At 65.7% G+C, this 17400-nt stretch carries 21 protein-coding genes; 2 read left to right on the plus strand and 19 right to left on the minus strand.

The window, feature by feature from the left end:
• Positions 1-6: 6 nt before the first annotated feature.
• The 10 genes from tolA to IP86_RS28350 all read right to left on the minus strand — a co-directional run bounded on the left by tolA (position 7) and on the right by IP86_RS28350 (position 6868).
• Positions 7-987, minus strand: coding sequence for a cell envelope integrity protein TolA (gene tolA, locus IP86_RS26415; RefSeq protein ID WP_054165417.1), 981 nt, complete (start codon positions 985-987; stop codon positions 7-9).
• A 48-nt stretch (positions 988-1035) separates the two neighbouring features.
• Entirely contained in the window at positions 1036-1503 is a 468-nt protein-coding gene (locus IP86_RS26420) for an ExbD/TolR family protein (protein ID WP_054165418.1), read from the minus strand.
• A gap of 34 nt (positions 1504-1537) precedes the next feature.
• Complete coding sequence (tolQ, locus tag IP86_RS26425) at positions 1538-2251, minus strand: protein TolQ (RefSeq protein WP_054165419.1); 714 nt, start codon at positions 2249-2251, stop codon at positions 1538-1540.
• Positions 2252-2539: 288 nt separating this feature from the next.
• On the minus strand, positions 2540-3442 hold the full coding sequence (locus IP86_RS26430; protein ID WP_054165420.1) for a sigma-70 family RNA polymerase sigma factor: 903 nt from the start codon (positions 3440-3442) through the stop codon (positions 2540-2542).
• Complete coding sequence (locus IP86_RS26435) at positions 3426-3890, minus strand: carboxymuconolactone decarboxylase family protein (RefSeq protein WP_054165441.1); 465 nt, start codon at positions 3888-3890, stop codon at positions 3426-3428. Before IP86_RS26435 ends, IP86_RS26430 begins: the two co-directional genes overlap by 17 nt.
• Positions 3891-4019: 129 nt before the next feature.
• Positions 4020-4490, minus strand: coding sequence for a DUF2852 domain-containing protein (locus IP86_RS26440; RefSeq protein ID WP_054165421.1), 471 nt, complete (start codon positions 4488-4490; stop codon positions 4020-4022).
• 143 nt (positions 4491-4633) lie between these two features.
• On the minus strand, positions 4634-5338 hold the full coding sequence (locus IP86_RS26445) for a TetR/AcrR family transcriptional regulator (protein ID WP_054165422.1): 705 nt from the start codon (positions 5336-5338) through the stop codon (positions 4634-4636).
• 200 nt (positions 5339-5538) lie between these two features.
• Positions 5539-5952, minus strand: coding sequence for a YciI family protein (locus tag IP86_RS26450; protein WP_054165423.1), 414 nt, complete (start codon positions 5950-5952; stop codon positions 5539-5541).
• Complete coding sequence (locus IP86_RS29200) at positions 5940-6131, minus strand: hypothetical protein (protein WP_197279995.1); 192 nt, start codon at positions 6129-6131, stop codon at positions 5940-5942. Before IP86_RS29200 ends, IP86_RS26450 begins: the two co-directional genes overlap by 13 nt.
• Before the next feature lie 560 nt (positions 6132-6691).
• Positions 6692-6868, minus strand: coding sequence for a DUF2934 domain-containing protein (locus tag IP86_RS28350; protein ID WP_082364275.1), 177 nt, complete (start codon positions 6866-6868; stop codon positions 6692-6694).
• Between the two features lie 273 nt (positions 6869-7141).
• Here IP86_RS28350 and IP86_RS26455 point away from each other — a divergent pair, with 273 nt between their 5' ends.
• Positions 7142-7930, plus strand: a complete 789-nt coding sequence (locus tag IP86_RS26455; protein ID WP_054165424.1) for an SDR family NAD(P)-dependent oxidoreductase — start codon at positions 7142-7144, stop codon at positions 7928-7930.
• Positions 7931-8171: 241 nt separating this feature from the next.
• Here the strand turns inward: IP86_RS26455 and IP86_RS26460 are convergent, their stop codons facing one another.
• From IP86_RS26460 to IP86_RS26485, 6 genes are all read right to left on the minus strand, one after another.
• Positions 8172-9428: an RNA polymerase sigma factor gene (locus tag IP86_RS26460; protein WP_054165425.1), complete on the minus strand. Its 1257-nt coding sequence runs from the start codon at positions 9426-9428 to the stop codon at positions 8172-8174.
• On the minus strand, positions 9425-9793 hold the full coding sequence (locus IP86_RS26465; RefSeq protein ID WP_054165426.1) for a YciI family protein: 369 nt from the start codon (positions 9791-9793) through the stop codon (positions 9425-9427). The genes IP86_RS26460 and IP86_RS26465 overlap by 4 nt, the downstream gene beginning before the upstream one ends.
• Positions 9794-9937: 144 nt before the next feature.
• Positions 9938-10372 carry a VOC family protein gene (locus IP86_RS26470; RefSeq protein WP_054165427.1) on the minus strand — a complete coding sequence of 145 codons (435 nt, stop codon included), beginning with the start codon at positions 10370-10372 and terminating at the stop codon, positions 9938-9940.
• A gap of 310 nt (positions 10373-10682) precedes the next feature.
• Complete coding sequence (locus tag IP86_RS26475; RefSeq protein ID WP_054165428.1) at positions 10683-11258, minus strand: TetR/AcrR family transcriptional regulator; 576 nt, start codon at positions 11256-11258, stop codon at positions 10683-10685.
• A 168-nt stretch (positions 11259-11426) separates the two neighbouring features.
• Entirely contained in the window at positions 11427-11894 is a 468-nt protein-coding gene (locus tag IP86_RS26480) for a nuclear transport factor 2 family protein (protein WP_054165429.1), read from the minus strand.
• A gap of 65 nt (positions 11895-11959) precedes the next feature.
• The gene (locus IP86_RS26485) at positions 11960-13207 is read right to left on the minus strand and encodes an OpgC domain-containing protein (protein ID WP_054165430.1); all 1248 of its coding nucleotides are present in this window, start codon (positions 13205-13207) and stop codon (positions 11960-11962) included.
• A 236-nt stretch (positions 13208-13443) separates the two neighbouring features.
• Between IP86_RS26485 and IP86_RS28895 the strand changes: the two genes are divergently transcribed.
• The gene (locus IP86_RS28895) at positions 13444-14247 is read left to right on the plus strand and encodes a hypothetical protein (RefSeq protein ID WP_156332629.1); all 804 of its coding nucleotides are present in this window, start codon (positions 13444-13446) and stop codon (positions 14245-14247) included.
• 72 nt (positions 14248-14319) lie between these two features.
• Here IP86_RS28895 and IP86_RS26490 read toward each other — a convergent pair whose 3' ends face one another.
• The 3 genes from IP86_RS26490 to ruvB form a co-directional block, all read right to left on the minus strand.
• Positions 14320-15690, minus strand: a complete 1371-nt coding sequence (locus IP86_RS26490; protein WP_245290747.1) for an NAD(P)/FAD-dependent oxidoreductase — start codon at positions 15688-15690, stop codon at positions 14320-14322.
• A 94-nt stretch (positions 15691-15784) separates the two neighbouring features.
• A complete protein-coding gene (ybgC, locus tag IP86_RS26495; RefSeq protein ID WP_054165443.1) occupies positions 15785-16243 on the minus strand; it encodes a tol-pal system-associated acyl-CoA thioesterase in 459 nt (152 codons plus the stop codon).
• A gap of 14 nt (positions 16244-16257) precedes the next feature.
• A complete protein-coding gene (gene ruvB, locus IP86_RS26500; protein ID WP_054165431.1) occupies positions 16258-17304 on the minus strand; it encodes a Holliday junction branch migration DNA helicase RuvB in 1047 nt (348 codons plus the stop codon).
• Positions 17305-17400 lie beyond the last annotated feature (96 nt).

Here is a 17400-nt window from a genome sequence, read left to right on the forward strand (position 1 = left end):
GCAGAGTTACAGGTCTCTGCTATCAAAAACAGGGTTGAAATATCGCCATTCCCCGAAGAAACCGGGTGGCAGCCGATAGGGCGCGCATTCGATGATGGCACGCAGCCCGCTTTCCTGGAACACCCGCTGATACGCGCTGGCCGGCGACGACACCGCCACCGGCATGGCTTCCAGCGTGCCGTCCTGCTTCAGCCGGATGCTGAATTCCGCTTCGACGCGCTGCGCGTCGAGGCCGCCATACGGCTTCTTCCAGCAGCGCAGCACCTGCTCCTTGAACATCGCGCCCCAGGTCGCGGAGTTGTCCGCCGACTTGCCCTTGGCGAGACCGAGCGCGGCGTTGGAATTCAGCGCATCGCCGGTCGCCGACTGACGCGTCGGATCGCGCTTGTCGAGCAGCGCCGCGATCTTCGACTGGTCGAACACTCGCTCGGCCTTCTTGGTCGGCTCCGGCGGCTTGGCGGCGGCTTCCGCCTGCGGCTTCGGCGGCGTCGGCTTCTTCTTCTCTTCCTTCTTCAGTGCCTCGGCGATCGGATCGACCTTGGGATCGGGCTCGGGTTTTTCGGCCTTCTTGGGCTCTTCCTTCGGCTCGGGCTTCTTCTCGGCCTTCTTCGGCTCTTCCTTCTTGGGCTCTTCCTTGACCACCGGCTTCGGCGGATCGGGCTTCTTCTCGACCGGCTTGTCGGGCTTGGGCTGCGGAGTCGGCGCGGTGTCGGTGACCACCGGCGGCTTCTTGTCGTCGATTTTGCCGACGGCGTCGTCCATCGGCTTGGCCTCGGCGACCTTCTCGACCAGCGGCTTCGGATTTTCCTTCTTGCCGGTCTTCATGCCGGCCATCACCTTGGCGAGCTGATCTTCGGAGATGGTGTCGACCGCGACGGAGTCCTGCGGCTCGAGTTCGAAGGCCTTCGACGAAAAAGACAGCATGGCCCAGCCGAGCACGAGGACGTGCAGCGCCACCGAGGCCACCAATGTCTTGTCGATCTTCACCTTCAGAATTCCTGCTCCATCCTCAGTGTCGCTGGTCGCCTTCCCCGTTCACGAGCCCTGCTCCGGCAGAATCACGATGTTCGGCTTGAAGCCGGCTGCCTTGATCTGGCCGAGCAGCTTCATCATGTCCGTGTAGCAGACGTCCTTGTCACCCCTGAGATAGATGACGTTGTCGGTGTCCGATCGCGTCGCCCGGATCGCCTTGATCTTGGCGTCGAGCTCGGCCGCCGGCACTGCGCTGTCGCCGACATACATCTCGACCTGCGAGTTGCAGGCGCCGCCGGTGCGCTTCACCGACAGCGTCAGCGGCGGCGAGTTCGACTGGATCTGCGCGCCGCCGCGCGCGGTCGGCAGGTCGATGTCGATCGAGGTGGTGAGCAGCGGCGCCGCGACCATGAAGATGATCAGCAGCACCAGCATCACGTCGACCATCGGGGTGACGTTGATCTCCGCCATCACCGGACGTTTGCGACTGCCGCGACGTCCGCCGCCGCCCGCAGCTACGTTCATCCCCATGGTCGGATGCTCACTTTGCGCTCAGCTGCCCGGATCATGCGCGCTCGTCGATCTGCCGCGACAGAATGGCGGAGAACTCGTCCGCGAACCCCTCCAGCCGCTGGGTCTGGCGGTTCACCTCGGATGTGAACTTGTTATAGAAAATTGTCGCCGGAATGGCGGCGATCAGGCCGACCGCGGTGGCGAACAGCGCCTCGGCGATGCCGGGCGCGACCACCGCCAGCGAGGTGTTCTTCGACGCGGCGATCGACTGGAAGCTCGACATGATGCCCCAGACGGTTCCGAACAGGCCGACGAACGGACCGGCCGAGCCGACGGTCGCGAGCACCAGCAGGCGGCGCTCCAGCCGCTCGACCTCGCGGGCGATCGAGACGTTCATCACCTTCTCGATCCGCATCTGCAGGCCGGCGAACGACCGGGAATGGCTCTCGAACGAGCGCTTCCACTCGCGCATCGCGGCGACGAAGCAGGCCGCCATCGAGTGCGTCGGCTTGGCCGACAGCGTGCGGTACAGGTCGTCGATGGATTCGCCCGACCAGAACGCCTGTTCGAACCGGTCCATCGCCCGCTTGGTGCGGGAATAGAGCAGCAGCTTGTCGATCGCGATGGCCCACACCCAGACCGAGCAGCCAATCAGGCCGAGCATCACCGACTTGACGATCCAGTGCGCCTGCCAGAACAGCGCGATCAGCGAGACGTCGGCGGAAACCATCGGCATGGCTGACTGGGCAACGTCGGCCGGATTCATGATCGATTATCCTCTCACGCAAGGGTCCGGCGGCAGCCGGCACCGGCTCCGTTCCGCGCAGCACGCGCCGCAGTCCGGCAAGAGCGCCACCGCCAAATTTTGCGTTGTCAATTGGGAGGGCCCGTCCGAAGCCGGGCCCTGCATCCCTTGCCAACGTGTCAAAACGAGGGCTGAAAGCGCATCCTGACGCCCCTAACCAATCGCTAATCAGGGTTAAGAAGGCGTTACCAGTTCCGGGAAAATGCCCGTGGTCACACGGGTCTGTGACTGCCCGGCGGGCGCTGAAGTTCAGTGAAGCGGCGCAGAGTCGGAGTCCGGCAACCGCAGATGGCGGAGCTTGTCGGGATTGCGGACGACGTAGATCGCGACGATGCGGCCATCCTCGATGGCCAGCGCCGTGGTCTGCGGGCCGTCGCGTTCCTGGGTGACGAAACCCGGCAGGCCGTCGATCGTCCGTGTGGCGATCAGCGTCGAGGCGTCGGGCTTCTTGCGGGCGATGCCGGCGAAGAACCGCGCCACCCGGTCGGCGCCGTGGATCGGGTTCAGCGCCGCGCGCCGCTTGCCGCCGCCGTCGCCGGTGAACACCACGTCGTCGGCGAGCAGCGCGGTGAGCGCTGCGAGATCGCCGCTGCGCGAGGCTTCGAAGAAAGCGCCGGCAATGGCGAGGCCGCGTTCCTCGGACACCGGGAAGCGCGGCCGGGCGGCGCGGACGTGGCCGCGCGCCCGCGTCGCGAGCTGGCGGCAGGCTGCGGCATCGCGGTCGAGCGTGCGGGCGATGTCGTCGAACGACAGGCCGAACACGTCGTGCAGCAGGAAGGCGGCGCGCTCCAGCGGCGACAGCCGCTCCAAGGCGAGCATCAAGGTGAGCGTGATATCATCGCCCTCCTCCTCGGCTTCCGGCGCGATCAGCGGCTCGGGCAGCCACGGCCCGACATAGGTTTCGCGCTTGATCCGCGCCGATTTCAGCACGTCGAGGCTGAGCCGCGTCACCACCCGGGTGAGAAAGCCCGCGGGATCGCGCACCGCGGCACGGTCGGTGCGATGCCAGCGCAAGTAAGCGTCCTGCACCACGTCCTCGGCCTCGGCGACCGAGCCGAGCATCCGATAGGCGACGCGGACCAACCGTGGCCGCAGCGGCGCGAAGCTCGCTGCGGCGTCCTCGGTCGTGCTGTGATCAGGAAGCCTTGGCATGAGCGGGGGCGACCGGGTGAACGAAGCGGAAGCCGATCGCGAGCCGATTCCAGGTGTTGATCGCGCCGATCAGCATCGTGAGATTAGCCTGCTCGGCAGGGCTGAACTGCTGCGCCAGCACCTCGTAGTCCGCATCCGGCGCGTGGGTGTCGGCGACCAGCGTCAGCGCCTCGGTCCAGCCGAGCGCGGCGCGTTCGCGGTCGGAGTAGAGCGGCGACTCCTGCCAGGCGTTCAGCAGATACAGCCGCTGCTCGGTTTCGCCATGGGCGCGGGCGTCCTTGCTGTGCATGTCGAGGCAGAACGCGCAGCCGTTGATCTGCGAGGCGCGCATCTTGACCAGTTCGATCAGGCTCGGCTCGAGGCCGCTGTTCTTGATCGCGGTCTCGAGCGCAACCATCGCCTTGTAGGCTTCGGGCGCGGCGGTCGCGGGGTTGAGGCGGGCGTTCATCGTCATCTCCTGCGGTTGGATGAGGATAGGACGAGACAGCGGCGCCGGGTGTGACATTGCCGCGAGCAAAAACAAAGCCGCCCGCCTGAGAGCCAGGCGGGCGGCGATGTCACTGCTGATGAAGCGTGATCAGCTCTGCGGCGGCGCGTCGTTCTGGCCGGCCGGCTTGGTGCGGTGCTGCGCCATGAAGGCGTCGAACTCTTCCTTGTCCTTGGCGTGGCGCAGGCGCTCAAGGAAGTCCTTGAATTCGACCTGCTCTTCTTCGAGCCGGCGGAGCGTTTCCATCCGGTACTCGTCGAAGGCACGGTTGCCGCTCGACGGCGGGCCGAAGCCGAAGCCGTGGCGGTCCATGCGGGCGCGCATCCGCTCCATCTTGTACTGCATGCGCTCCATCTTGTTCGAGAAGCGATCACCGCGATCCCAGCAACCCATGTTTCTGCTCCAGAGTGTGTAGAAGAGAAGTGCCAGTCCGATCGGCCACCAGACGATGAAGCCGGCGACCGTCAGCAGGATCCAGCCCGGACTCCAGGACGATCGTGGCGCGGGCTGGTAGCGCGCCCCTGGGGGCCCCCATCGATCGTAGTCAGCGGCGTTGGCCATGTGTCTCTCCATTCCCGGCGGCGCCGGTGTGAATGTAAATAACATTTACATAGCTAATCCATTCTCTGGTTTTGTCAAGCGAACGCGGAAAACGGTCGGGGCGACAATTGCGCACGGCGCTCACTTCGCAGTAAGCGCGGGCGCTACGGGGCAGCGCCCCAGGGGCCAGAACGCTTTGGTTCTGTTGATTTTTCTGTCTTCGCGCCGAGGTCGGCGGGGAAACCTAGGCCGCGCAGATAAATCAGCACGCCGGCTTCGAGCAACTCTTCGGCCGCCATCGGCAGCTTGCGCCGGGCGGCGTCGCCGCGGGCGAATAGCGAGGCGATGCCGTGGGACATCGACCAGATGTGCAGCGCCATCATCAGCGCCGGCGGCCGGGCGACATTCGGCGGCGTCAGTGCGGCGAGGCGTTCGGCGGCGGCGCGGATGACGTTGAAGGCGCGTTCCGACGATGCCATCAGCAGCGGATTGGAATCGACCGGCACGCCGGATTCGAACATCGCCGAGTAGTAGGCCGGCTCGCTGCGGGCGAACGCCAGATAGGCCGGGCCGACCCGCATGAAGGCGCTGAGCGTGTCGGGACGGCCGTCGTCCCAGGCCTTGGCGAGCACCTGCTCGAACTGCTCGAAACCGCGCTGGGCGATGTTCGACAGCAGTTCGTCGCGGTCGCGGAAGTGCCGATACGGCGCGGCCGGGCTGACGCCGGCCATGCGGGCCGCGTCGGCGAAGGTGAAACCGGCCGGGCCCTTCTCGGCGATCAGCCCGAGCGCGGCCTGCAGCAGGGCTTCCTTCAGATTGCCGTGATGATAGCCGCGCTCGGCGCGGCGGTCTTCCTTGCGCCAGCTCATGTGAAGCGCTTTTACATGAGGGTGTGCGAAAGGTCACGGGCCATCGCGCCGCGCGGAACCGGTTCCAATCGTTCGCAACAAGCGAATTTCCGGCCCAAAAAACCTTGCGGCAAACCTGTGGCAAGGGTGATCCGGCCGCCCGTGTTGCGACAAGGTCGCGGCAGGAGCCGCCTGCCGCGCCGAACCGGTGTTAGGCTACCTTACCGGCGGGTCGCCTGCATGGCCTCGAAGCCGGCGATCTCCGCCTGGATGGTCTCGGGGAAGTCGGCCGCCTCCTGAACCTGCCGGACCTCGATCACCTCGTTGGGACCGGCCGGGCAGCGGGTCGCCCACGCGATCGCTTCCTCGCGCGAGGCGACGTCGATCATCCAGTAGCCGCCGAGGACTTCCTTCACTTCGGCGAACGGCCCGTCGATCACCAGCGGCTTGTCGCCGGCGAAGCTGACGCGGGCGCCCATCGACGGCGGATGCAGCCCGTCGCAAGTAATCAGCACGCCGGCCTGCTGCAGCGCCTCGTTGTACTTCATCATCGCCGCCACGGCCTCCGCCTCCGGCATCTCGCCGGGCGCCGCGCTCTCATAGCCCTTCGGAATCATCAGCATCATGAACCGCATCGTCGTCTCCCCGTGGTGATCAGATCATCAAGGAACGGCTCGCGATCAGTTGAACCGACATCGTGCGACGAAAAAATCATCACAGCTGATGCGGCGCTCATGACGCGCCGCAACAGATACTGCGCGGCAGCGTACAGGCGGCGAACAAATTCCCGCCGCATTGATTGACGAACGTTCATACGTCGATGTTCGCGGAGTGGGGACTCAGTCGAAGAGCGAATAGTCGTCGCGGGGCGTTTCAGCGTAGCAATCTGGTCGGCCGGTCGCGCAGTTTGGCGCGGTCTTCTCACGCGTCGCGCTGCGACGCGGGACCGGTGTTGCTGTGTTCGACGTCCACGCTGTCTTGGGAGGATGGAATGGACGAAGCTACCAAACTCGCCGCGTCGCGCGCGATCGCCCATCTGCTCGCGGTCGCGTCACTGCTGGTGATCGCTGCGGTGGTGTTTTATGTGCGGTGATGCGGGCTGAGGGAGAGTTCGCGCCGACGGTCAGGGCTGAAGTACGACTATAAACACTGTCTTTATCAGCAGGGATAATTCCACTCGTTAGTGGAAGGCTAATTGGCGACGGCTTGGTTCGCCGAAGCTTTGTGGCAAGCCTTAAGCTCACTCAAGCCATCGTCAAACTGGACCAGATTCGCTCAGGCTACCGGAGCTCTAACCAGCTCCGTTCGATCGGGTCGTATGACCCGACCGATAGTCGCCGAGCGACAACCGCACCAACGGCCCGCCCTTCCCGCTCAGCTGTTGATCGTGACGCTCGGGTCCGACTTCAGCTCCTGATAAGTCTCCTGCTCGCCGCGGACTTCTTTTTCGGCTTCGAGCCAGAACTCTTCGCTGCGGCCTTCGGGATAGCCGGCCAGCTCCCACTTCTCGCGGGCGCGGTGGCGGATACGCTGCGTCAGTTCGTCGTCCATGCTGACCTCCGGTGGGAACGCGGTACGTGTAGCGCGTGCGGCATTCTATTTCCGCTTCATGTAATCCTGATGTCGGCGACCCGTTCCAGACCGAAGGCCTGCGGCCGAACGCGCGGTCGCGGGCCGGCCGTGGCGCGCTTTCCCGTCTCCGCCTGCCGACGACAGGAAATTCTCCGCTGCGCCGTAACAACGCAACCTCCGCTCGTTCCGCATGTGCTAACGGGTGAGTTCGCTCACCATCGCGACATTAGCCCGGCAACAACAGGACGATTCATGACTGCCTCTCCGCCCAAAGTCGTACTGATCACCGGCGCCGCGCGCGGCATCGGGCTGGCGACGACCCGCCGTTTTCTCGACGAAGGCTGGCGCGTCGCGCTGCTCGACATGGACGACGACGGGCTGCGCGAAGCGATCCGCACCCTGGCCGAGCCGGAGCGGACGCTGGCACTGCATTGCGACGTCGCCGATGCGGCCTCGGACGCCAGCGACATCGCGGCGATCGGCGAGCGGTTCGGCCGGCTCGACGCGGTGGTCAACAACGCCGGCGTCGCGGTGTTCAAGCCGATGATGGAAACCACCCACGCCGAATGGCAGCGGGTGATCGACGTCAATCTGACCGGGCCGTTCAAGCTGATCCAGGCGGCGGTGCCGCTGATGCGCGACACGGGCGGCGGCGCCATCGTCAACGTCACGTCGATCTCCGGGCTGCGCGCCTCGACGCTACGCTCAGCCTACGGCACCAGCAAGGCCGGGCTCGCGCATCTCACCCAGCAATGCGCGGTCGAACTCGCCGGGCTCGGCATCCGCGTCAACGGCGTCGCGCCCGGCCCGGTCGAGACCGCGATGGCCAAGGCGGTGCATTCGCCGGAGATCCGCGCCGATTATCACGACGCCATCCCGCTCGGCCGCTACGGCCTGGAGACCGAGCTGGCGGACGCCATCTACTTCCTGTGCAGCGACCGCTCCAGCTACATCACCGGACAAATTCTCGCCGTCGACGGCGGCTTCGACGCCGCCGGCATCGGCCTGCCGACGCTGCGCGGCGAGCGGCGGAACGGGTAGTACGCTGATCGCTAACTCAGTGCTCGGGGCTCCCTCACCCCAGCCCTCTCCCGCAAGCGGGAGAGGGAGCGCTCTGTGCATGGGGAGAGACGCCGACTCCATCGGGCGCTTATCACAAATTGCATGAGCGAGTTTGCACGAGATCGCCCAGCGACGCGGCGGGCTCCCTCTCCCGCTTGCGGGAGAGGGCTGGGGTGAGGGCGACGCGCATGCGGCGTTCGCCATTGCCTAAATGACCACACTACAAACTAACCGCCTTCTCCTTCAGCCTATCCAGATGCATGCGGATGTGGCTGGCTTCGGCCGGCGTTCGCGCCAGCGCGATGGCGCGGTCGAAGGCGGTGCGGGCTTCGGCGGCGCGGCCGAGTTGCAGCAGCAGGGCGCCCTTGGCGCCGAAATAGTGGAAGTAGTTGCCGAGGCGGTCTTCCAGCGGCGTGATCATCGCCAGCGCGGCGTCGGGGCCACGGACGTTCGAAACCGCGACGGCGCGGTTGAGCGTGATGACCGGGGACGGCTGCAGGATTTCGAGCGAGCCGTAGAGCAGATCGATCTGCGCCCAGTCGGTATCGGCGAAGCGCGGCGCGCGGGCGTGCAGCGCGGCGATCGCGGCCTGGATCTGATAGGCGCCGGGGCGGCGATGGCGCATCGCCTTGTCGATCAGCGCCAACCCCTCGGCGATCAGCTTCGGATCCCACAGCGCGCGGTCCTGGTCCTCGAGCAGCACGATCTCGCCCTGCGCATCGAACCGCGCCGCGGCGCGCGCGTGCTGCAGCAGCATCAAGGCCGCCAGCCCCATGATCTCGGGCTCCGCCGGAAACAGCCGCAGCAGCAGCCGCGCCAGCCGGATCGCCTCCTCGCACAGCGGCGCGCGCACGCCGGCGGTCTCGCCCGCGGCCGAATAGCCCTCGTTGAACACCAGATAGATCATCGCCGCCACCGAGCCGAGCCGCTCGCTGCGCTCGACCGCGCCCGGCGTTTCGAACGGCACGCCGGCGCGCGCCACTTTCGCCTTCGCCCGGGTGATGCGCTGTTCCATCGCGGCGTCCGACACCAGGAAGGCGCGCGCGATCTGCGACACGGTGAGACCGCTGACGACGCGTAGCGCCAGCGCGACCTGCTGGGTCGGCGGCAGTTCGGGATGGCAGCAGATGAACAACAGCCGCAAAATGTCGTCGCGATAATGCGAGCCGTCGAGCCGCTCGGCGAGTTCGCTCTCGGCATCGCCGAGATCGGAGATCGCGCGGTCGTCGTCGGGCAGCGGCTGCTGCTTCCTGCCGCGGCGCAGATCGTCGATCGCGACGTTGCGGCCGACCATGATCAGCCACGCCGCCGGATCGCGCGGCGGGCCGTTCTGCGGCCAGGCTTTCAGCGCGCGCAAACACGCGTTCTGGAACGCCTCCTCTGCGGTGTCGAGATCGCGGAAGTAACGCAGCAGCGCGCCGATCGCCTGGGGCCGCGCCGCCGTCAGTGCGGTGTCGATCCAGGCGAGATCGGTCATGGCTGCGTGCCCGGCATGAAGGTGCCGATCGGGCGGATCTCGTAGGCGCCTCCCGGATTGGCGCGGCCGAGATCGCGCGCGACATCGAGCGCGGCGTCGAGATCGTCGCACTCGACCACGTAGAAGCCGAGCAGCTGCTCCTTGGTCTCGGCGAACGGGCCGTCGATCACCAGCGGCGGCTCGCTATCCTTGCGCAGCGTGGTGGCCGCCGTGGTCGGCAGCAGCCGCGCCACCGGGCCGAGCCGGCCCTGCTCGGCGAGCTTGCCGTGCACGACCTTGAGCCGCTCCATCACCGCGGCGTCCTCCTCGCGGCTCCAGGAACCGACGAAGTCCTCATCGTGATAGCAAAGGATGGCGTAGAGCATGTGGACGTCGTCTCCCTGTTTGCACGACGATCGCTGCCGCCGTTCGGCGGCAGCATGGCGGACAATGCGGTGGCGGCCAAGGGCGGGCCGCCGCGCCGGACCTGTCGCGTCGTCGCAATCGCTCCGTGCGAGGACGGCGTGCTCTCAGCTCGCCGCCGGCAGCAGGTGGGAGAAGCTCCAGGAATGGCCGAACGGATCGAGGATGCGGGCGTAGCGGGCGCCCCAGAACGCGTCCCACGGTTCCTGCGTGACCGTGGCGCCGGCCGCCTTGGCGCGGGCGATCGCGGCGTCGCAATCCGGAACCTCGAGATGGATGGTGATCGGCGTGCCGCCGAGCTGGGTCGGCGGCTTCACCGGGTCGGTGCCGTTGCAGCTGTATTCGGGGAAATGATCGACCACGAAGATCCGTGCGCCGTCGATCTGGATCTCGGCATGCATCAGCCGCTTGCCGTCCTCGGCCGGCATCCGCACCGTCTCGGTGGCGCCGAGCGCCTGTTTGTAAAAGGCGAGCGCGGCGACGGCGTCGCTGACGACGAGATGCGGGGTCACGGTCTGCGGGGTCATGGTCTGCGGGGTCATGGCGGTGTCCTCGGTGATGACTGACCCACGAAGGACGAACGACGGCGGCGGCGCCCGACAGCGCCGTTGCAGATTTTCCGCCCTCAGGCCAAGCCACGCGCCGCAGCCTGCTCCCTCTCCCGCTTGCGGGAGAGGGCTGGGGTGAGGGCGAGCCGCGCACTGACTCAGCGGTGCGCGGAGAGGAGTGCCCTCACCCGGATCGCTGCGCGATCCGACCCTCGGGTCAAGCCCGAGGGCAGGCTCTCCCCCGCAAGCGGGGGAGGTTGCGCGGTGCGCGGGGAGAGGCAGTTGGAAACAACGAGGTGAGAGACTACGCCAGCAGCCTCACCTTCAGCTCCGCCAGCGCGCGCGGGAAAATCTTGGCGTCGTCGCGGGCGCGGGCCAGCACCAGGGCGCCCTGGATCGACAGCACGGCATCTTCGGCGCGGCGGCGGGCGGCGGCGACGCTGAGGCCGCTCCGGCGCAGCGCTTCGGCGAGCGCGTCCTGCCAGCGCGCGAAGTAATCATTCACCGGCGCGGCGAATTCGTCGCGGGCATGGCCGAGCGCGATGACGCCGACCAGGCAGACGCGGTTGCCGGAGCGGAAATACGTCTCGACGCCGGCCAGCATCGCTTCGATCGCGGCGCGCGGATCGGCCGGATCGCGCAGCGGCGCGAAGATGTTGGTCTCGAACCAGCCGTCGATCTCGGCCAGCACTTCCTGGGCCATCTGCTTCTTGCCGCCGGGAAAGAAGTGATACAGGCTGCCCTTGCCGAGCCCGGTCGCCTCGGTGATCAACGCCAGCGACGCGCCCTCGTAGCCATGCGCGCGAAACACCTCGCCGAGCAGCGGCAGCAAGGCGGCGCGGTCGGTAGTTGGCTTGGTGGTTGGGCGTGGTGTCTTCACAGGGGCCTACTATCGATTACGCATGAGCCTCTCCCCGTCATGGCCGGGCTTGTCCCGGCCATCCACGGCTTTGCACCCATCGAAGGCTGTCAGGCGTGGATGCCCGGGACGAGCCCGGGCATGACGGCGGTTGGTGTTGCGCGGAGTATAATAACGAGAGCGTCGCGCTCAAAATGGTTCCGCCGCGAGCCCCGGCACATCGGCCGGGCGCGGGCCCGGAGCCGGCCAGTGAAAGCGGCGGTCGGTTTCCTTGATGGTGATGTCGTTGATGCTGGCCTCGCGGCGGCGCATCAGGCCGGCCTCGTCGAACTCCCATTGTTCGTTGCCGTAGGAGCGATGCCACTGGCCGGCATCGTCGTGCCACTCGTACTGGAAGCGCACCGCGATGAAGTTGCGGTCGAACGCCCACAGATCCTTGATCAGCCGGTAGTCGTGCTCGCGCTCCCACTTGCGGGTGAGGAACTCGACGATGGCGTCGCGGCCCTGCAGGAAGTCGCCGCGATTGCGCCAGCGGCTGTCCGGCGTGTAGGCGAGCGACACCTTCACGGGATCTCGGGAATTCCAGGCATCTTCGGCCAGCCGCGCCTTCTGGGCGGCGGTCTCACGGGTGAACGGCGGCAGCGGGGGTCGTGACATGTCGTGTCTCCTTCGGCTGTGACACCGCGGAGATTGTACCGATCGGTACAACGAGTCAAGCGCGCTCAGGCCGGCGTCTTTGCCGCCCGCGTCTCGCCTGCCTCGCCCGGCGCCGCCGCCTGCGCCTTCGGCGGCTCCTCGACCGGCATCGTCACCGGCACGGTGAACAGCGTCGGCAGGCTGCGATACCAGGTGGCGACCCAGGCGATGCCGATCATCAGGCCGATGCCGGCGAGGCTGACGACAATCTGCATCGGAATGCCGCCCGACACCTGACGCAGGATCCAGTGCGCGGTGAACGACAGCAGCACGCCGAAGCAGAACACCGGCAGCGAGCGCTGGCCGCACAGGATGATCGGATGCAGCGCGCGCGAGCGCAGCGCCGGCAGATCCGGCGGCAGCAGCTTCACCACGATGGTCAACAGCGCCAGGAAGTGGATCAGCCGCAGCGGCGACAGGCTGGTCTTGTCGATCGGATAGATGATCTTACCGACCGCATCCGGCACCAGCCCGTACAGCGACTCGAAATTCCACGACAGCGCGACCACGAAGGCGATGCCGACGATCAGCCAGGACAGCGTCTGGTTCGGCCACGACTTCACCCACGGCCGGATCTGCGGCCCGTTGCCGAAGCCGCACCAGATGCCGAACACGAACAGGAACTGCCAGGCGAACGGGTTGAAGTACCAGTGGCCGTCCGGGAACGACGGCAGGTTCCAGCCGAGCGTGCGCGACACGATGTAGAGCAGGCCGGACAGGATCAGCGTGGTGTGCGGCCGGCGCAGCAGCCCCCACAGGATCAGCGGCGCCGCCACCACGAACACGATGTACAGCGGCAGCACGTCGAGATTGACCGGCTTGTACTTCAGCAGCAGTGCCTGCTGGATCATCACGTCGGGGTTTTCGAGAAACTGCGCGACGTTGAACTCGTCCTTGTACATCGGATTGTCGAACCGCCGCGCGGCGCGCGCGATCTGCGCGGTGAAGAACAGGAACAGAAAGACGTGCGCGACGTAGAGCTGCGCGGCCCGCGTCCACAGCCGCTTGATCGCCGCCACCATCTCGCCGGAGCGGATCGCCGGGCCATAGGCGAAGCCGATCGAATAGCCGGAGATGTAGACGAAGAACTCGGCCGCGTCGCAGAAGCCGTAGTTGCGCAGCGTCAGCCAGCTCATCACGTTGTAGGGGATGTGATCGAGAAAGATCATCCACTGGCCGAGGCCGCGCAGAAAATCGAGCCGGAGATCGCGCTCCTTCGGCCCGAGAAATTCCACGACGCGTGGCGTCTCGTTGCTAGCGTTCCCACCTGACATGCCTGTCCCTTGCCGAATCATCTATGAAGCTGAATGTATCTGACGCAAACTAGAACATCTCCTGACGGCATCGGCCTCACAGACGCGTTCCGCCGGGCACTCTATAGGAGATATTGAGAAGCTTCCGCTGCAGCCAGATCGGCCAACTTCTGGACAGTGATGTTGGCATTGCGGGATATGCCACTTGTTCAAACACGCTCGATTTGAAGCCTAGCTAATAAGATCGCGGAGATCAGATGCCCTTTTACCCTCACCCGTCAGCGGGAACGCCTCCCGCAGACAACACCGTGATCTGGCGGTTTATGAGCCTCGCCAAATTCTTGAGTCTTCTAACGACATCATCGCTTTTCTTTTGTCAGGCCAAAAGACTTCGAATTGAAGACCCCTACGAGGGTACTTTAGCACGGCCGAATTTAGAGATCTGCCGCCTAGTAGCGCAGAACGAAGACTTCGCGCGACGCTTCTTCCAAATTCCATCGAACGAACCAGTTGAGGGCCTCAAAAGAATCTTCTCATTTGAACAACAGAAAAGATTGGGAAACATCTCAGCCAGTGCAACATACGTCAACTGTTGGAACATCAGTGAGCACGAATCAGCCTTTCTTTGGTCGATTTACGCATCCCCAACGGATGGGATTGCTGTAAGATCGACAGTTGGACGTCTGAAGGAAGCTTTCACAAACGAAATCCGGCAAATTTACATCGGCCCAATTCGCTACATAGACTATAATTCGGAAGCGATTGATCAAGGGAATGCTCTCAACCCATTCTTTAGAAAAAGAAAGAGCTTCGAAGCCGAACGAGAGCTACGGGCTTGTTTCATGGATCTAGCCAACGGAATAGGATTTTCAGATCTTGCTTTGACTGAGAATCCTCCAGGCCACTATATTTCTTGCGATCTCCGCGCCCTGATTGACGAGGTGTACGTCTCACCGTCTGCGCCTCAGTGGTATGCTGACGCTGTCACTAGTGTGACCCAAAGATTCGAGTTTGGATTTTCAATCAGTAAGTCATCCCTTTCTGGGACTGCAATTTTCTAGCGAACTTAGCAGATCCGATGTCTGGCGAATCACAATCTGCAAAATTTGGAGGACCTACCCAGCTAGTGTACTTCAGTGCAACTTCACCGTCGGGGTCGGCCGGTTGCTGCCGGACAGCAGGCTGAGCAGCGTCCGGCCGCGGCCGTACAGCGCGGCTTCGTGCATCTTGTACAGCGAGCGATACATGAAGCGGGCGAAATAGCCCTCGATCAGGAAGCTCTTGCCGACCAGCGAGCCCATCAGATTGCCGACCGCCGAGTATTTGCCGAGCGACACCAGCGAGCCGAGATCGCGATAGCGGAACTCGTCGAGCGGCTGGCCGGCCAGCCGCTTCTCGATCTGCGCCAGCAGGAACTCGGCCTCCTGATGCGCCGCCTGGGCGCGCGGCGGCACGTTGTTCTCGTAGCCGGGGATCGCGCAGGCGGCGCAATCGCCGAGCGCGAACACGTCGTCGTCGCGGCTGGTCTGCAGCGTCGGTTTCACCACCAGCTGATTGATGCGGTTGGTCTCCAGCCCGTCGATCTCCTTGAGGAAATCCGGCGCCCGCACGCCGGCGGCCCACACCACCAGCTCCGACGGGATCAGCGTGCCGTCCGCGAGCTTGATGCCGTCCGCCAGCACTTCGGCGACACGGGCGCGGGTGCGGACCTCGACGCCGAGGTCCTGCAGCAGCTTCAGCGTCGCCTGCGAGATCCGCTCCGGCAGCGCCGGCAGGATGCGATCGGCGGCTTCGATCAGCACGATCTTGAGGTCGTGCTCGGGATCGATCTTGTCGAGCCCGTAGGCGATGATCTCGCGCGCGGTGTGGTGCAGTTCGGCGGCGAGCTCGGTGCCGGTGGCGCCGGCGCCGATGATGGCGACGTGGAGCTGGCCCGGCTCGATCGGGGTGTGCTGATGCTGGGCGCGCAGGCAGGCATTGACCATGCGGCGGTTGAACCGCGTCGCCTGCTCCGGCGTCTCCAGCGGCACCGCGTGCTCCTTGGCGCCGGGCGTGCCGAAATCATTGGTGACGCTGCCGACCGCGACGATCAGCGTGTCGTAGCCAAGCTCGCTCTCCGGATTGATCTCGCGGCCCTCGTCGTCGATCACCGGCGCCAGCCGGATTACCTTGCGGGCGCGGTCGAGCCCGGTCATCTCGCCGAGCCGGTAGTGGAAGTGATGCCAGTGCGCCTGTGCCAGATAGTTCAGCTCGTGCTGCGAACGGCGCAGCGAGCCGGCCGCAATGGCGTGCAGCAGCGGCTTCCAGATATGGGTGCGGCTGCGATCGACCAGTGTGACCCGGACGGCGCCGGCATCGCCATATTTGTCGCCGAGCGCGGTGGCGAGTTCGAGGCCGCCGGCACCGCCGCCGACGATGACGATCCGGTGCGGCGCGGAAGACGTCCCGACACCGGCCGTGTCCGTACCGGGAGTGACCGTCGCAGGCGTAACCGTAACAGTCATGGGCGATCCGGGCGCTAGGGGACAAGGAGCGTCCCGATTCGTTTAGCATCAAACCAACGCACGCCCTAGCGCCGGTACGCCGCCGCACACAGGATCAGTTAACGTCGGCCTTCATCGCCACGCGAAGCGGTAGTGGGATCGGCCGGGCGCGACCGCCGGAGACGAACGCGACCTTGACCTTGGCCTCGATCAGCACCTCGTCGGCGCGTTTGACCTGCTGATGCATGGTGATCGACGCGCCGCGCACCTCGATCGGCCGGGTGATCACTTCGAGCAGATCGTCCATTTTGGCCGGCTTGAGAAAGTCGAGCTGCATCGCCCGCACCACGAACGCGAACCCCGGCGTCTCGCTCTCCGCCTCCGCAAACAACTCACTCTGCGCCGCCCCGAGCAGCCGCAGATAATTCGTCCGCCCGCGCTCCATGAAGCGCAGATAGTTGGCGTGATAGACGATGCCGGAGAAGTCGGTGTCTTCGTAATAGACCCGGATGTGCATGTGATGGACGCTGTCGAGGATAGCGCCGTCGAGGGGGTGGGACACTGGATCACTCATCGCTTTCGGCACGCCTACTCTGAATCACCGGCATCGCCAAACAGCCCGAACTGCGACGGGTCGCGCGATGGGGCGGCGAGGCCGAGGTGGCGGAAGGCGTGGTCGGTGAGCAGGCGGCCGCGCGGAGTGCGTTGCAGGTAGCCGCACTGGATCAGATACGGCTCGATGATGTCCTCGATGGCATCGCGCGGCTCGGACAACGCCGCCGCCATGGTCTCGACGCCGACCGGACCGCCGCCGTAGTTCAGCGCGATGGTTGACAGATAGCGGCGATCCATGGCGTCGAGCCCCGCGCTGTCCACTTCCAGCGCGCCGAGCGCGTGGTCGGCGATTTTCCGGTCGATCGCTTCTGCGTCAGCGGCGGAAGCGAAGTCGCGGACGCGGCGCAGCAGCCGGCCGGCGATGCGCGGCGTGCCGCGGGCGCGGCGGGCGATCTCGTTGGCGCCGTCGTTGGTGATCGGCGTGCCGAGCACGCGGGCGCCGCGCCGCACGATGCTCTCCAGTTCGTCGATGGTGTAGAAATTCAGCCGCACCGGAATGCCGAAGCGGTCGCGCAGCGGATTGGTCAGGAGGCCCGCACGCGTGGTCGCGCCGACCAGGGTGAATTTCGACAGGTCGATCTTCACCGAGCGCGCCGCCGGGCCCTCGCCGATGATCAGATCGAGCTGAAAATCCTCCATCGCCGGATACAGCACCTCCTCGACCGACGGGCTGAGGCGGTGGATCTCGTCGATGAATAGCACGTCGCGCTCTTCGAGATTGGTCAGTAGCGCCGCGAGATCGCCGGCCTTGGCGATCACCGGCCCGGAGGTGGCACGAAACCCGACGCCGAGTTCGCGCGCGACGATCTGCGCCAGCGTGGTCTTGCCGAGGCCGGGGGGACCTACGAACAGCACGTGGTCGAGCGCCTCTTTGCGCTTGCGGGCGGCGTCGATGAACACCTGCAGATTGGCGCGCGCCTGCTGCTGGCCGACGAACTCGGACAAATTCTGCGGCCGCAGCGCCGCATCGCCAAGATCATCGCCGCGGCGCTCGGGGGTGACGAGGCGGGGGTCAGTCATGGCGCGAGGATAGCATGGGCAGCGAGCACGGCGCCTCCTTCTCCCCTCCCCCTTGCGGGGAGGGGTCGGGGGTGGGGGTCCCCAGGCACTGGGTGC

It is taken from the genome of Rhodopseudomonas sp. AAP120 (assembly GCF_001295845.1).
Taxonomy (GTDB): domain Bacteria; phylum Pseudomonadota; class Alphaproteobacteria; order Rhizobiales; family Xanthobacteraceae; genus Rhodopseudomonas.